A 15,360-nucleotide genomic window follows, 5' to 3' on the forward strand; every position below is an offset into this window, starting at 1 on the left:
CTTAGGCTGGCATCAAACGGCGCGCCTGTCGAGACGGTCTTGAAGCCGCCGGAGCGCCGGAGGGAAACGCAGGGAGGAGGTCCGCGCTTGCAGAGGCGGGACTTGCATGGCGCTGCCGTGGAGGCGCGCGCTCGGCCCGACCCGGAGGCTCTCCCGCCTCCCGGGCGGATCACACTGGGCACCCAGGTCTACGACGCGCTGCGCGATCTCCTGATCGCCGGCGAGCTGGCGCCCGGCGAGCGGCTGTCCCTGCGCACGGTGGCGGAGCGGCTCGGCACCTCGATGATGCCGGCCCGCGAGGCGGTGTCGCGCCTCGTCGCCGACGAGGCGCTGGAGGTGCTGCCGAATCGCGCGGTCCGGGTGCCGGTGATCACGCTCAAAAAATTCCGGGAGCTGACCCGGGTGCGGATCGCCGTCGAAGGATTCGCGGCGGCAGAGGCCGCCCAGGCCTGCGGACCAGGCGACCTCGCGGCGATCCGGGCCCACGACGCGGCGTTCCGCAGCGAGGTCCGGGCCGACGCGCCCGATCTGGAGCGGGCGATGCGGGCGAACCGCGACCTGCACTTCGCCGTCTATGCCGCCGGCGGCCTGCCCTCGCTCGTCGCGATCATCGAGGGGCTGTGGCTGCGCATCGGCCCGGTGCTCAACCTCGACATGCGCTCCTCGCCCCGCCGCCTCGCCGAGGGCGGGGCCGAGGCGCACCACGCGCGCCTCGTGGCAGCCCTCGCGACGGGAGACCCCGAGGGCGCCCGCGCCGCGCTCGCCGCCGACATCGCCGGCAGCGCCGCCTTCATCGAAGCGACCGGTCGCCTGGCCTCCTGAGCCCGGCGCCCCACAACGGAGGATCATCATGGAGATGGGACTGGGCGGCCTGAAGGTGCTGGTCACCGCGGGGGCCGGCGGCATCGGGCTCGAGGTGGCGCAGGCCTTCCGGGAGGAGGGCGCGCAGGTCCATATCTGCGACGTCGACCGCGACGCCCTGGCGGCCCTGCCGACGGGGATCACCGGCACCCATGCCGACGTCGCCGCGCGCGAGGACGTCGCCCGGCTGTTCGCGGAAGCCGACGCGGCGCTCGGCGGCCTCGATTGCCTCGTCAACAATGCCGGCATCGCCGGGCCGACGGGCCGTGTCGAGGAGATCAACCCGGAGGACTGGGACCGCACCCTCGACATCTGCATCACCGGGCAGTTCAACTGCGTGCGCCTGGCGGTGCCGCAGCTGCGCCGGAGCGCCAACCCGTCGATCGTCAACCTGTCCTCGGCGGCGGGCCGCTTCGGCTTCCCGCTGCGCACGCCCTACGCGGCGGCGAAATGGGCGGTGATCGGCTTCACCAAGTCGCTGTCGCGGGAGCTCGGGCCTGACGGCATCCGGGTCAACGCGGTGCTCCCCGGCATCGTCGCCGGCGACCGCCAACGCCGGGTGCTGGAGGCCAAGGCGCAGCAGCGCGGGATCAGCTTCTCCGAGATGGAGAGCGCGGCCTTCGCGGCGGCCTCGATCAAGGATTACGTCACGGCCCGCCAGCTCGCCGACCAGATCCTGTTCCTCGCCTCGGCGCGCGGCAAGACCATCTCGGGCCAGGCGCTGGCGGTGGATGGCGACCTGCAGATGCTCACGTAGAGCGGTCGCCTCGAGCCTTGAAATCGGAGATCTGGAGCGGCGCCCGGTTGCACCGCGATCGGGCGCTGCTCCCGTGCCCCGGATTGTCCGGTCTCCGGCCTGCATCGGGTCCCGCCGCGGCGGCTGCCGGTCACGGCCACCAGCGGGCGAGGAAGCCGCCCACCACCACGGCGAACATCGCCCAGGGCCCGACCACCAGCCAGACCGGATGGGGCCCCGTCCCGCCCCTCGTCTTCACGTCGTCCAGGTTCGCGTCACCCAGGTGCACGTCGCCCACATTCACATCGCCCAGGATCATCGCGGCCCCCGCCGATTCGTCGCGTGAGGCGACAAAGCCCGGCGATTATGGTTGGACGGGGGAAGCTTGACCGGTGAGGCTTGCGTCAGGCTGGCCTGTTCTCGGGAGCCGGCGCGACCACGCGGCGTGGGCGCGCCGCGTCGAGCGCGTAGAGCGCCAGTCCCGCCCAGATCAGCCCGAAGACCAGCACCCGGGAGAGCGGGAGGGACTCGCCGTAGACCAGCACGCTCAGGCCCAGCAGGCAGGACGGCGAGAGGTATTGCAGCAGGCCGATGGTCGAGAGCTTGAGACGCGAGGCGGCGGCCGCGAACCACATCAGCGGGACGGCCGTGGTGACGCCGGTGAGCATCAGGAGCAGCCATTGCCCGGTCCCGAGCCCGGGCGGCGTCGGGGTGAGGGCGAGGTAGGCGAGCGCCAGCGGCAGGAGCGCGAAGGTCTCGGCGCCGAGCCCGAGGATCGGGTCGATCGGCACCAGCTTGCGGATCAGGGCATAGACCGCGAAGCTGACCGCGAGCGCGAGCGCGATCCAGGGCAGCGCGCCCGCCGCCACCACCGCCGCGACGACGCCGATGGCCGCGAGCGCCACCGCGGCGAGCTGGAGCGGACGCAGGGATTCGCGCAGGACCAGGGCGCCGAGCGCGACGTTGACGAGGGGGTTGATGAAGTAGCCCAGGCTCGCGTCGAGCATCCGGCCGTTCTGCACCGCCCACAGGTACAACGACCAGTTGCCCGCGACGATCAGGGCGGAGAGCAGCAGGAAGAGGTGGCGGCGCTGGAAGCCGATCACCGGCCCCCGCCGCATCAGCCGCAGACCGACGAGCAGCAGGGTCACGAACACGCTCGACCAGAGAATGCGGTGGGCGAGGATGCCCCAGGCCGGCACCCCGTCGAGCAGGCGGAAGTGAACCGGGACGACGAGGCCCCAGCTCAGGAAGGCGCCGAGCGCGTAGATCAGACCCACGGATGTTTCCCCCGGGCGAATGCGATCATCCGCCCGCCCGGGTTGTGCCGCAGGGGCCGCGCGCCCGCTACGGTCCCGGGCGGGGAGCGGTCATCCGCCCGGCGCGGGTCTGGGGCGGGACGGGACGCCCGACTACAGCACGAGATCGGCGCGGGTTCTCGCCTCTTCCCGGTGGCAAAGGGCTGTTCGGGGAAAAGCCCTTCAAAAATCAAGCGCGGGATCCCCTCTCCCGTGTGAGAGAGGGGTAGGGGCGATCGAAGATCGCGCGAGGGAGATACGGTTCTTATCCAAGCACTGAACGTCGTGCTGACAGCGGGACGGTCAGAGCCTGACTCGGAAGCGTGTCACCCTCACGCGGGATCTTCGATCCCCCGGCCCCTCTCCCACACGGGAGAGGGGAGCCGCTCTATTTTCTTCCCGGACAGCCCTACCGCCGACCGCCCGCGGGGAGAGGAAAAACCCGCGCGTCCTCCCATACCGTGTCGCCTCGCAGATCACGCGCCGAAGAACCGCTCCAGGAGCGGCAGCGTCGCCCCCGGATTCTCCTCGGCGACGAAATGGCCCGAGGGGACGATCTCGAAGGTCGTGTCCTCCGGCGCGAAGGTGCCGGTCCAGGCCTGGCGCACCGGGTCGAGGCCGTTCCTGCCGACGAAACGGTCGGCGACCAGGACCAGGAGAGGACCGGCGAGGCGTCGTCCTTCGGCGAGATCGGCCTCGTCGGCGGCCCGGTCGGGTCCGGCCCCGGCGCGATAATCCTCGCAGCTGGCGTGGATGCGCTCGGGCACGTTCCAGCTCTGGCGGTAGAGGTCGAGGGCGCCGGGCGAGAAGGCGTCGAGGGTGCCGGAGCCTGTCCAGAGGCGCAGCAGGTCCTCGTAGTAGGGGATCGGCGCCTTGCCGATCTCCGTCTCGGGGATGGGCGCGGGTTGCGCCAGGAAGCGCCAATGCGGGTAGGCGTCGGGCTCCCGCTCCATCGTCCGCCATTGCGAGACCGTCGGCACGATGTCGAGGAGGGCGAGGCGGTCGATGCGGCCCGGCTCGTCGAGGGCGAGGCGGTAGCCGACCCGGGCGCCGCGGTCGTGGCCGACGAGCCCGAAGCGGACATGGCCCAGCCGCTCCATCACCGCCACCACCTCGCGGCCCATCTGGCGCTTGGAATAGTCCTGGTGGGCGGGATCGCCCTTCGGCGCCGCCGACCAGCCGTAGCCCTTGAGGTCGAGGCAGATCACCCGGTGGGTGCGGGCGAGCGCCGGGGCGATCCGGTGCCAGCAGGCATGGGTCTGGGGAAAGCCGTGCAGCAGCACGAGCGGCGGCGCGCCCTCGGCGCCGCCGGCCCGGGCGAAGAAGCGCCCGTCGGGCAGGTCGATCCAGTGCGAGGTGAAGCCGGGAAACAGGTCGGCGGGCATCGGGCGCTCCCCAAGGGTCGTCGGGCCCGCGCCGGGACACGGGCCCTCGTCGGGGCTAACGCACGAGGAAGGCTCAGGTCTCGCGGGCCACCGCGCGCCAGCCGATGTCGCGGCGGCAAAACCCCTCCGGCCAGTCGATCCTGTCGAGGGCCGCGTAGGCCCGGCTCTGCGCCTCCCGCACGTCGCGGCCCAGCGCCGTCACCGCCAGCACCCGGCCGCCATCGGCGACGAGCCGCGCGCCGTCGCGCTTCGTGCCGGCCTGGAACACCAGGGCGCCGGCCGCCTCGGCCTGCGCGAGCCCGCGGATCTCCGAACCCTTGGCGACGGTGCCGGGATAGCCGGGGGCGGCCATGATGACGGTCAGCGCTACCTCGTCGCGCCACTCCGGCACGACGCCCGAGAGGTCGCCCTCGGCGGCCGCGAGCAGCAGCGGCACCAGATCGGAGGCGAGGCGCGGCATCAGCACCTCGCATTCGGGATCGCCGAAGCGGGTGTTGTACTCGATCAGCATCGGGCCCTCGTCCGTCAGCATCAGGCCGGCGTAGAGGATGCCCGAGAACGGCGTACCCCGCGCCCGCATGCCGTCGAGGGTCGGGCGGATGATCCGCTCCATCACCTCGGCTTCGAGCTCCGGCGTCAGGACGGGGGCGGGCGAGTAGGCGCCCATGCCGCCGGTATTCGGGCCGAGGTCGCCGTCGTGGACGCGCTTGTGGTCCTGCGCGGTGCCGAGCAGCACGGCGCGGGTGCCGTCGCACAGCGCGAACAGGCTCGCCTCCTCGCCGACCATGCACGCCTCGATCACCACCTCGGCGCCGGCGGCGCCCATCCCGCCGCCGAGCATGTTTTCGACCGCGGCCTCCGCTTGTTCCAGCGTCTCGGCCACCACCACGCCCTTGCCGGCGGCAAGGCCATCGGCCTTGACGACGACCGGAATGCGGCCGGCACGGAGATGAGCGAGCGCCGGCTCGACCGCGCGGAAGCGCGCGAAGGCGGCGGTCGGGATCGCGAAGTCCCGGCAGAGTTCCTTGGTGAAGGCCTTCGAGCCTTCGAGCTGGGCCGCGGCCGCGTTCGGGCCGAAGGCCCGGATCCCGGCCTCCGAGAGCGCGTCGACGAGGCCCGCCACCAGGGGCGCCTCGGGGCCGACGACGACGAAATCGACGCCCTCCTGCCGGCAGGCCGCGATCACCGCGGCGTGGTCGGTGACGTCGAGGGACAGGTTGGTGCCGTGGGCGGCCGTACCGGGGTTGCCGGGGGCGATGAGCAGGCGCCGGCAGAGCGGGCTCTGGGCGAGCTTCCAGGCGAGCGCGTGCTCGCGCCCGCCGGAGCCGATCAGCAGGAGGGTGAGGGGGTGCTGGTCGCGCATCGCCGGTCCCGGAACGGAAGGTCAGTCTTAGCGCGAGACGTTTAGGGGTGCGGGCGCGGCGCGGCAACCGGGACTGATGCGCGGGGGACACTGGACGGCCGCAAGCGGCGGGGCGGCCTTCCGCGACTCGGGCCAAGCCGCTAGCGTCCCGCCCGATGTCCGCCTCCGCCTTCTCCGCCCCGATCGCCAACGTGCCCGAATGGTCGGTCACCGAACTGGCGACCGCCCTCAAGCGCACCCTCGAGGATGCGTTCGGGCATGTGCGCCTCAAGGGCGAGATCTCGGGCTATCGCGGCCCGCACGGCTCCGGCCACGCCTATTTCAGCCTCAAGGACGGCGGCGCCAAGATCGATGCCGTGATCTGGAAGGGCACGATGCTGCGGCTGCGCCACAAGCCCAAGGAGGGCCTGGAGGTCGTGGTCACCGGGCGGATCACGACCTATCCGGGCAAGTCCGCCTATCAGATCGTGGTCGATTCGCTGGAGCCCGCCGGGGCCGGGGCCTGGATGGCGCTCCTGGAGGAGCGCCGCCGGCTGCTGGCCGCCGAAGGGCTGTTCGACGCCGCCCGCAAGCGGCCGGTGCCGTACCTGCCCACGGTCGTCGGCGTCGTCACCTCGCCGACCGGCGCGGTGATCCGCGACATCCTGCATCGGCTGGCCGACCGCTTCCCGCGCCCCGTCCTGGTCTGGCCGGTGCGGGTGCAGGGAGAGGGCGCCGCGGAGGAGATCGCGGCGGCGATCCACGGCTTCAACGCGCTCGAACCCGGCGGCGCGATCCCGCGGCCGGACGTCCTGATCGTCGCCCGCGGCGGCGGCTCGATCGAGGACCTGTGGTGCTTCAACGAGGAGATCGTGGTGCGGGCCGCCGCCGCCAGCACGATCCCGCTGATCTCCGCCGTCGGGCACGAGACCGACGTCACGCTGATCGACCACGCCGCCGACCGGCGCGCCCCGACCCCGACCGGGGCCGCCGAGATGGCGGTGCCGGTGCTGCACGAGCTGCTCGCCGATCTCGATTCCCTGAGCCGGCGCCATGCCGGCGCCCTGTCGCGCCTCGTCGACCAGCGCCGGGGCGAGTTGCGCGGCCTCGCCCGGGCCCTGCCGGGCCCGGAGGCGCTGCTGGCCCAGAAGCGCCAGCGCCTCGACCTCGCGGAGGCCCGCCTGGCGCCCGCGCTCGCCGCCAATGCGCGCGACGCGCAAGGCCGCCTCAACCGGGCGCTCCAGGGGCTCGCCCGCAACCCGCCCTCCCTGCGGCTGGCGCGGGCCCGCGAGCGGCTGGCGGCGATCGACCACCGCCCGCGCCACGCCCTGGAGCGCGTGCTGGCGGTGCAGGGCGAGCGGCTGAACGGGCTGTCGCGCCGGCTCGACCGGGCGCCGGGGCAGGGGCTGGAGCGCCTCGCCGGGCGCCTGTCGCGGGCGACCGCCCTGTTTTCCAGCCTCAACTACCGCTCGGTGCTGGCCCGCGGCTACGCGCTGGTGCTCGATCCCGCCGGCACGCCGGTCGGCTCGGCAAAAGCCGCGCGGGTGGCGGGCCGCCTCACGGTGGAGTTCGCCGACGGGCGGGTGGCGGCTGCGGTGGAGGGAGCAGCCGCCCCCGAGACCCCGCCGTTGCCGGCGCGCCCGGCGCCGCGTCGGGCGGCCAAGCGCAAGGAGCCGGCGGCGGAGACGAAAAAGGCGCCCGTGGAGGGCGCCGTGCAGGGGTCGCTGTTCGAGAGCTGACCGGCTCCGAAGGCTCACACCCGAACCCTCCCCCCGCGGGGGGAGGGTTCGGGCGCGGACGCCTCGCGTTCGCCTCGAAAGGCTGCCGGTCCGCCGCTCAATACTCGTCGTCGTCCTCGTCCTGCTCGCCCTTGCGCATCGGCTTGAGGCGGGCGAAGACCGAATCGGCGTCGAGGCGCTCGTCGCCGCGGCCGGGGCGACGCTCGTCGTGATCCTCGGGCTCGGGCAGCACCGACAACTCGGGCGGCATCAGGGTAGCGCCGCCCTCGGCGGGATCGACCAGCGGGCGGTCCTTGGCGGAGCGCTGGACCTCGAAGTCGAGGTCGATCTGCGAGCACAGGCCGAGGGTCACCGGATCCATCGGCTGCAGCGAGCCGGAATTCCAGTGGGTGCGCTCGCGGATCTGCTGGATCGTCGACTTGGTGGTGCCGACGAGGCGCATCACCTGGGCATCCTTCAGCTCCGGGTGGTTGCGCAGCAGCCACAGGATGGCGTTCGGCCGGTCCTGGCGCCGCGACAGCGGGGTATAGCGAGGGCCCTTGGTGCGCTTCACCTCTGGCAGCTTCACCTTGGACACCGCCACCTTCATGCGGTGGTTCGGATTGGTCTGCGCCCGCTCGATCTCCTCGCGGGTGAGCTGGCCGGTCGAGACCGGGTCGAGGCCCTTGATGCCGGCCGCCACCTCGCCGTCGGCGATGCCCTTCACCTCGAGGGGGTGGAGCTTGCAGAAATCGGCGATCTGATCGAAGGACAGCGACGTGTTCTCGACGAGCCAGACGGCCGTCGCCTTCGGCATCAACGGACCCTGGGACATACACACCTCCTCGGGGCGCTCCCGCCCGGCGGAAGCGCGGCGGCCGCTACTCGGGAAGCGGCCTTGCGACACGGGCCCCTCGGCGGCGACAGGGCGCCCGGGGCGGAGCCTTTCGGCCCCGCCGGCGTCCCGGGATGATCGGGACGGCCTGTCTCACGCTGTGAGGGAATCGTCCGATATATAGGCGCGTCGCCGGCCCGGTGCAAACCGGTTTCGCGGGGGACGTGCGGGCATTCGGACCGGCTTTCGGGTCCGGATCATCTTGCGCCCGCCGGACGAGGCCGGCGGGCGTCGCGGCGCGATCAGGCGAACAGGCTCGACACGCTCGACTCGTCGGCGGTGCGCCCGATCGCTTCGCCGAGGAGCGGCGCGATGGTGACGACCCGGATGTTGCGGGCGAGCTTGACCGCGGCGGTCGGCTGGATCGAGTCGGTGATCACCAGCTCCTTGAGCTTCGAGGAGGCGATGCGCGACACCGCGCCCCCCGAGAGCACGCCGTGGGTGATGTAGGCCGAGACGTCCTTGGCGCCCTTGGCGAGCAGCGCCTCGGCGGCGTTGACGAGGGTGCCGCCGGAATCGACGATGTCGTCGACGAGGATGCAGGAGCGGCCCTCGACCTCGCCGATGATGTTCATCACCTCGGATTCGCCCGGCCGGTCGCGGCGCTTGTCGACGATGGCGAGCGGTGCGTCGATGCGCTTGGCGAGCGCGCGGGCCCGCACCACGCCGCCGACGTCGGGCGACACCACCATCATGTCGGCGGGGTCGAGCCGCTCCTTGATGTCGCGCACCATCACGGGCGCGGCGAACAGGTTGTCGGTCGGGATGTCGAAGAAGCCCTGGATCTGGCCGGCATGCAGGTCGAGGGTCATCACCCGGTCGGCGCCGGCCTCGGTGATGAGGTTGGCCACTAGCTTGGCCGAGATCGGGGTCCGGCCCGAGGTGCGCCGGTCCTGGCGGGCATAGCCGAAATACGGAATCACCGCCGTGATGCGCCGCGCCGAGGAGCGCCGCGCCGCGTCGATCATGATGAGAAGTTCCATCAGGTGATCGTTCGCCGGGAACGAGGTCGATTGGACGATGTACACGTCCTCGCCGCGCACGTTCTCCTGGAGCTCGACGAAGATCTCCATGTCGGCGAAGCGGCGCACGGAGCAGACCGCCAGCGGCTTTTCGAGATAGGCCGCGATCGCCTCGGCCAGCGGGCGGCTCGCATTGCCGGCGACGATCTTGATCGAGGATTTCATCGTGCTTCCATCGTGGCCCGCGCCGAGAGCCCCGGCGCTGCCGCACGATGCCCTTGGGGAACCGCGCGCGCCGGTGCGAGGGGAGGGGATCGCATCGCGCGGCGCGCGATTGCGGGCCCCTCGCGCGGCGATGCTCTCATGTGTGACGGGCGAGGCTCTTACCAGCGCCGGGATATCGTCACAATGCTTTCATGTGCGCCGGAATGCGCAAGTCCCCGCGTTTCACAAGTCCCCGCGTTTCACATGCGCGGGGACGTCATACCTGGCGGCGGAAATTCGCTTCAGGGCTGCAGAAGCTTGTGCAGATGCACGATGAAGTAGCGCGTCTGCGCGCTGTCGACCGTCTGCTGGGCCTTGGCCTTCCAGGCCATGGCGGCGCTGGCATAGTCGGGGAAGATGCCGACCACGTCGAGCTTCGAGAGGTCGCGGAAGGTGACGCTGTCGAGGTCGGTCAGCTCGCCCCCGAACACGAGGTGGAGGAGCTGCTTGGGCTCCTGGGAGCTGGCGGGAGTGTTGCCCGGGTTGCTCATGCGCATCGACTCCGCGTGCCGCGATGATGCCGCCCGTCCGATCCGGCGGACGGCGCCTGCCCGGTGGTGGGCAGGCGCCGAGCGGCGTCGCAAACGCGGGACCGCGCGTCAAGCCGGATCATGGTGCGGTGCACGCGGCCGGGCCTCGTGCGCGCCATGATCCGGGCAGGCCGCCGTCAGGCGGCGATCCAGGGCAATCCGCCGTGTCAGGCGGCGATCGAAGGCACGCCGCCGTCAGGGCGGCGGCGAGCGTGGAGGGAAGGCCGTCAGGCGGCGTCGAGGGTCGGATAGTCGATGTAGCCCTCGGGGCCCTGGCTGTACCAGGTCTTGTAGTTGTCCTTGTTGAGGGGCGCGCCCTTGGCGATCCGCTCCGGCAGGTCCGGATTGGCGATGAAGGTGCGGCCGAAGGCGATCGCGTCGGCGCGGCCCTCGTCGAGGGCGGCCTGCGCCTTCGGACCATCGTAGTCGGAGTTCAGCACCAGCGGGCCCCGGAAGGCGGCCTTGATCGCGGGCGCCACGGCCGGGCGGGCGGCCTTGCCGAAGGTGCCGTTCGGGCCGGGCTCGCGCAGTTCGAGGAAGGCGACGCCGATCTGCGAGAGCGCGGCGGCGGCGGCCGGGAACAGGGTCTCGGGCTCGGGATCGTCGACACCCTGGATCGGCTCGTTCGGCGACAGGCGCACGCCGGTGCGGTCGGCCCCGACCGTATCGGCGACGGTGCGGGCGACCTCGGACAGCAGCCGTATGCGGTTCTCGACCGGGCCGCCGTAGCGGTCCTGGCGCAGGTTGGTGCCCGAACGCAGGAACTGGTCGATCAGGTAGCCGTTCGCGGCGTGGATCTGCACCCCGTCGAACCCGGCCTCGATCGCGTTGCGAGCGGCCTTGGCGTAGTCGGCGAGCAGCCGCGGGATCTCGTCCTCGCGCAGGGGCCGCGCCTCGGCATAGGGCTTCTTGCCCTCGTAGGTGTGGGCCTGGTCGGGCGCCGTGGTGGCGGAGGCCGAGACCGGCGCCTGCCCGCCGAGGAAGTCCGGATGGACCACCCGGCCCATGTGCCAGAGCTGGGCGACGATGCGCCCGCCGGCCTCGTGGACCGCGGCGACCACCGGCTTCCAGGCCTCGACCTGCTCCGGCGCCCACAGGCCCGGCGCGAAGGGCCAGCCGGTGCCTTCCTGCGAGATGCCGGTGGCTTCGCTGATGATCAGGCCGGCGCCGGCGCGCTGGCGGTAATACTCCGCCATGATCGGGGTTGGGACGTGGGTCCGCGAGGCGCGGCCGCGGGTCAGCGGCGCCATCAGGATGCGGTTCGGCGCCTGGATGGCGCCGAGCTGGATCGGGTCGAACAGGGAAGGCACGGAAGGACAATCTCCGGATCGAGCCCGGCTTCAAGGGCCGGGCGATGCGGGTGGGATGTGGGTGGTGCAGCGCAGCAGACCAGGGGCGAACCCTGCGGCCGCGTCCCGCGATGTGCGCTGCCTCACCTCACGAGAGGGATGAAAGCGGGCCGCGGGTCACGACTTGTCCATCTGCTCCCTGGCGTCCGACACCGCCTTCATGCACCCGGCCTCGTCGCCCTTCTTGTCGAGCTCGCGGGCGCGGTTGAGGCTGGCGCGGGCCTCCATCACGCCGGTGCCGCCGCCGCTCGCCTTGGCGACCTCGGCGGTGGCCTGCGTCTCGGCCGAGCCCGGGGCGGGGCCCTTCGGGAGCGCGGAGGGGCTGGTGCCTTTCTCGGTCGCCGCCTCGGCCTGGGCCTCGCGGCGCGACGCCACCTCCTTGCCGCCGCTCGAGGCCGCGATGGTCTCGCGGCCCTTCGCGTCGAGGCGCGGCTCCAGGGAGGAGATCTCGGTGCCGCAGGCGCCGGCGAAGGCCGGACCGGCGAGACCGGCGATGAGGCCGGCGGCGAGGATGAGCTTCATGGCGTCTCTCCCTGTCGTTGAATCGCGCCCGTTCCCGAACCTTGGCGCGAAGGGCTTCGGTCCGCGAACACCGGCCCGGGGGCGGGGGTTCCGGCGAAAGTAAGAGACGGCTCAGAAAAAAGGGGCCGCCCCCGGCGGGAGGCGGCCCCTCGTCTCGTCGAGATCCGCGGGGCTGAACGCCCCGCGGAATCTCGGCTCACGCACTCAGCTTGTCGCGCATCGGCAGCTGGCGGATGCGCCGGCCGGTCGCCGCGAAGATCGCGTTGGCGATGGCCGGCGCCACCGGCGGCACGCCGGGCTCGCCGACGCCGCCGAGCGGCTTGTCCCAGGACCCACCCTGTACGAGGTGCACGTTGATGATCTTGGGCGCCTCGTTGATCCGGGTCAGCTCGTAGGTGTCGTAGTTGTCCTGGACGGCGCGGCCGTTCTTGAAGGTGATCTGGGCGGTGAGCGCGAGGCCCATGCCCATCACCACCGCGCCCTCGAGCTGCGAGCGCACCCGCTCCGGGTTGACCTGCTGGCCGCTGTCGATGGCGATGTCGACCCGTTCGACGGTGACCTCGCCCTTCGGCCCGACCGAGACCTCCGCCACGGCCGCCGTGTAGGTCACGAAGCTGTAATGCGCCGCGATGCCCAGCCCGCGGCCCTTGTCCACCTTGCGGCCCCAGCCGGCGCCCTTGGCCACCGCCTCGATCACGTTGCGCAGGCGCCCGGTATCGATGGGATAGCGCGAGGGATCCTCGCCGTAGTTCCAGGCATCGCCGATCTTGACCGGATCGATGATCCGGGCCGGGCCGATCACGTCGAGGAGGTAGTCCTTCGGGTCGCGGCCGGCCATCTGGGCCAGCTCGTCGATGAAGGACTGCACCGCGAAGGCCCGCGGGATGTTCGACACCGAGCGGAACCAGCCGATGCGGACATGGGCGTCGGCCGGCGGGTTCTCCATCCGCATGTTGGGGATGGCGAACGGCACGTTGACGAGGCCCATCCCGAGCTCGATCGGGATCTGCTCGTTGGCGCCGGCCACGAAGGTCGAGCCGATGGTCGGGGCCGCGCTGCGGTGCAGCCAGGCGATCGGCATGCCCTTGTCGTCGAGGCCGGCCTCCAGCCGCTCCACCGAGACCGTGTGGTAGTAGCCGTTGTGGAGGTCGTCCTCGCGGGTCCAGGTCATCTTGACCGGGGCGCCGTCCATCGCCTTCGAGCAGAGCGCCGCCTCGACGAAGTAGTCGGGCTTCGACTTGCGGCCGAAGCCGCCGCCGAGCAGCGTCACGTTCACCGTGACGGTCTTCGGGTCGACGCCGAGGCGCTTGGCGATCCGGTCGCGGGCGGCCTGGGGCGACTGCACGCAGCCCCACGCCTCGATCGTGCCGTCCTTGGCGATCCTGACGGTCGCGGCCGGCGGCTCCATCGGGGCCTGGACGAGGTGGGGGATGTAGTACTCGGCCTCAAGGCGCTTGGCCGCCTTCTTCATTGCCGCGTCGACGTCGCCTTCCTGGCGCACCACCTTGCCGGGCTTACGCACGGCCTGTTCCAGGGTGGCCCGGTAGGCGTCGGAGTCGTAACTCGCGTTCGGCCCGTCCTCGAAGGAGGCGTTCAAGGCCTCGCGGCCCTTGATCGCCGCCCAGGTGTTGCGGGCGATGACCGCGACGCCGCCGGTCGGCATGAACTCGTAGGGCGGGGCCGGCGGATCGATGGTCACGACCTTGACGACGCCCGGCACCTTCATGGCAGCGGCTTCGTCGAAGCTCTTGACCTTGCCGCCGAAGACCGGCGGCCGGGCGACGACGGCGTAGAGCATCCCCTCGACGCGGGTGTCGAGCCCGTACTGCGCCTTGCCGGTGGTGATGCCGACATTATCGATGAGGCCGACGCGGCCCTTGCCGATGTAGCGGAAGGCCGACGGGTCCTTGAGCGTCACCGTCGCGCGGTCGGGCACCGGCATGGAGGCCGCGGCCTGCGCGACCTCGCCGAAGCCGATCCGGCGGCCGGACTTGGCGTGAACGAGGGCGTGGTTCTCCGTCGTCACCTCGGAGGCCGGGACGTTCCACTGCTTGGCGGCGGCCGCGACCAGCATGGCGCGCGCGGCGGCGCCGGCGCGGCGCAGCGGCATGAAGAAGTGCCGGAGCGAGCGGGAGCCGTCGGTGTCCTGGTTGCCGAAGCGCTCCTCGTCGCCGTGCGCCTGGGCGACCTTGACCTTGGCCCAGTCGGCATCGAGCTCGTCGGCGACCACGAAGGCCACCGAGGTGCGCACGCCCTGGCCCATCTCCGAGCGGGTGCAGGTCACCGTCACGGTGCCGTCGGGCCCGATCGCCACGAACAGGGTCGGGTCGTCGCGCCAGCCATGCGGCATGCCGTCGGCGCCGAATTTCGGCGGATCGGCGGCGAGCGCGCCTTGCGGCTTCAGCGACAGGGCGAGCACCAGGGCGCCGGCCCCGGCGATGAGGCCGCGGCGGCTGAGCTGGCCGGGCGAGACCTTGTCGATCGCGGATTCCGGCTCGTCGGCCGGGGCGGATTTGAGGAAGGAGGAGAGGTCGTGAATCACAGGCGATCTCCCTGGCCGGCCTTCGGGGTCAGCCCCGCCGCCTGCTTGATGGCGGCGCGGATGCGCGGATAGGTGCCGCAGCGACACAGGTTGCCGCTCATCTGGTTGTCGATGTCGGCATCGGTCGGCTTCGGGGTCTCCTTGAGGAGGGCCGCCGCCTGCATGATCTGCCCGGTCTGGCAGTAGCCGCACTGCGCCACGTTCAGCTCGCGCCAGGCCGCCTGGACCGGGTGATTGCCGTCCGGCGACAGGCCCTCGATCGTCACCACCGGCTGGCCGTCGGCGGCCGAGACCGGGGTTTGGCAGGCCCGCATCGCGGTGCCGCCGACATGGATGGTACAGGCGCCGCAGGCCGCGACGCCGCAGCCGAACTTGGTGCCCGTCAGGCCGAGCTCGTCCCGCAGGTACCACAGCAGCGGCATCTCGGGGTCGCCGTCGAAGCGGCGCTCCTCCCCGTTCACGTTGAGCTTGATCATCGTCGCCCTCCGGCTTCGGGAGGCTCTTCCGGCGCCCCGCGGACACGCTTCCGGTCGCGGCGCCACCTCCCTCTCGTCGATTGCGGTCTCGGCGCCCCGGCCCCCCGGACCGGACGGCGCCGCTCTCCTCCCTCACGCCGTGCATGCGGCGTGCATTCATGCATCGTGGACGTCGCCGCCCCGGGACACGTCCCGCGAGCCGATCGTCGGAGCCCCGCACCACGCCCGAACATGAGAATGATTTAAGGCTAGGGATGGGTAACCCGGACCCCCGCGTGTCGGCAAGCCGCCAGTTCACCGTCAGGTTGCCGCGCCGGGCCGCTGCAACGCCTTGCCGCGAGTTCCGTTTTCGTGTATCGGCCGCAACTCCGGTCGTCCCATGCCGGGATGCCGCGTGCCGGGCCCTCGCCCGTCCGCACCGCGCCCCGGCCGGGACCTTCGGAGCACACGTTTCTGCCCGTCGATCACGCGCCGGCCCGC

At 72.0% G+C, this 15,360-nt stretch carries 14 protein-coding genes; 3 read left to right on the forward strand and 11 right to left on the reverse strand.

The window, feature by feature from the left end; genetic code table 11:
* The first annotated feature begins 117 nt into the window (after positions 1-117).
* Positions 118-822, forward strand: a complete 705-nt coding sequence (locus miv_RS10890) for a GntR family transcriptional regulator (RefSeq protein WP_207182722.1) — start codon at positions 118-120, stop codon at positions 820-822.
* A 28-nt stretch (positions 823-850) separates the two neighbouring features.
* The gene (locus miv_RS10895; protein ID WP_207182723.1) at positions 851-1,618 is read left to right on the forward strand and encodes an SDR family oxidoreductase; all 768 of its coding nucleotides are present in this window, start codon (positions 851-853) and stop codon (positions 1,616-1,618) included.
* A 130-nt stretch (positions 1,619-1,748) separates the two neighbouring features.
* On the opposite strand, the gene miv_RS10900 is transcribed toward miv_RS10895, so the two are convergent.
* From miv_RS10900 to purD, 4 genes are all read right to left on the reverse strand, one after another.
* Complete coding sequence (locus miv_RS10900; protein WP_207182725.1) at positions 1,749-1,895, reverse strand: hypothetical protein; 147 nt, start codon at positions 1,893-1,895, stop codon at positions 1,749-1,751.
* A gap of 106 nt (positions 1,896-2,001) precedes the next feature.
* Positions 2,002-2,877: an EamA family transporter RarD gene (rarD, locus tag miv_RS10905; RefSeq protein ID WP_048428052.1), complete on the reverse strand. Its 876-nt coding sequence runs from the start codon at positions 2,875-2,877 to the stop codon at positions 2,002-2,004.
* A gap of 494 nt (positions 2,878-3,371) precedes the next feature.
* A complete protein-coding gene (locus miv_RS10910) occupies positions 3,372-4,280 on the reverse strand; it encodes an alpha/beta fold hydrolase (RefSeq protein WP_207182727.1) in 909 nt (302 codons plus the stop codon).
* A 73-nt stretch (positions 4,281-4,353) separates the two neighbouring features.
* On the reverse strand, positions 4,354-5,643 hold the full coding sequence (gene purD / locus miv_RS10915; protein WP_207182729.1) for a phosphoribosylamine--glycine ligase: 1,290 nt from the start codon (positions 5,641-5,643) through the stop codon (positions 4,354-4,356).
* Positions 5,644-5,798: 155 nt separating this feature from the next.
* Here purD and xseA point away from each other — a divergent pair, with 155 nt between their 5' ends.
* Positions 5,799-7,361 carry an exodeoxyribonuclease VII large subunit gene (gene xseA / locus miv_RS10920; protein WP_207182731.1) on the forward strand — a complete coding sequence of 521 codons (1,563 nt, stop codon included), beginning with the start codon at positions 5,799-5,801 and terminating at the stop codon, positions 7,359-7,361.
* A gap of 97 nt (positions 7,362-7,458) precedes the next feature.
* Here the strand turns inward: xseA and miv_RS10925 are convergent, their stop codons facing one another.
* From miv_RS10925 to miv_RS10955, 7 genes are all read right to left on the reverse strand, one after another.
* On the reverse strand, positions 7,459-8,175 hold the full coding sequence (locus miv_RS10925) for a DUF1013 domain-containing protein (RefSeq protein ID WP_048428048.1): 717 nt from the start codon (positions 8,173-8,175) through the stop codon (positions 7,459-7,461).
* A 302-nt stretch (positions 8,176-8,477) separates the two neighbouring features.
* On the reverse strand, positions 8,478-9,422 hold the full coding sequence (locus miv_RS10930; protein WP_048428047.1) for a ribose-phosphate pyrophosphokinase: 945 nt from the start codon (positions 9,420-9,422) through the stop codon (positions 8,478-8,480).
* A 281-nt stretch (positions 9,423-9,703) separates the two neighbouring features.
* A complete protein-coding gene (locus miv_RS10935) occupies positions 9,704-9,952 on the reverse strand; it encodes a DUF4170 domain-containing protein (protein ID WP_048428101.1) in 249 nt (82 codons plus the stop codon).
* A gap of 266 nt (positions 9,953-10,218) precedes the next feature.
* Complete coding sequence (locus miv_RS10940) at positions 10,219-11,301, reverse strand: alkene reductase (RefSeq protein WP_207182733.1); 1,083 nt, start codon at positions 11,299-11,301, stop codon at positions 10,219-10,221.
* A gap of 156 nt (positions 11,302-11,457) precedes the next feature.
* The gene (locus tag miv_RS10945) at positions 11,458-11,862 is read right to left on the reverse strand and encodes a hypothetical protein (protein ID WP_207182736.1); all 405 of its coding nucleotides are present in this window, start codon (positions 11,860-11,862) and stop codon (positions 11,458-11,460) included.
* Between the two features lie 196 nt (positions 11,863-12,058).
* Positions 12,059-14,404, reverse strand: a complete 2,346-nt coding sequence (locus tag miv_RS10950; RefSeq protein ID WP_425312970.1) for a xanthine dehydrogenase family protein molybdopterin-binding subunit — start codon at positions 14,402-14,404, stop codon at positions 12,059-12,061.
* Positions 14,401-14,880, reverse strand: coding sequence for a (2Fe-2S)-binding protein (locus miv_RS10955; protein WP_048428044.1), 480 nt, complete (start codon positions 14,878-14,880; stop codon positions 14,401-14,403). Before miv_RS10955 ends, miv_RS10950 begins: the two co-directional genes overlap by 4 nt.
* Positions 14,881-15,360: the final 480 nt, after the last annotated feature.

It is taken from the genome of Methylobacterium indicum (assembly GCF_017347565.1).
In the GTDB taxonomy this organism is placed as follows: Bacteria; Pseudomonadota; Alphaproteobacteria; order Rhizobiales; family Beijerinckiaceae; genus Methylobacterium; species Methylobacterium indicum.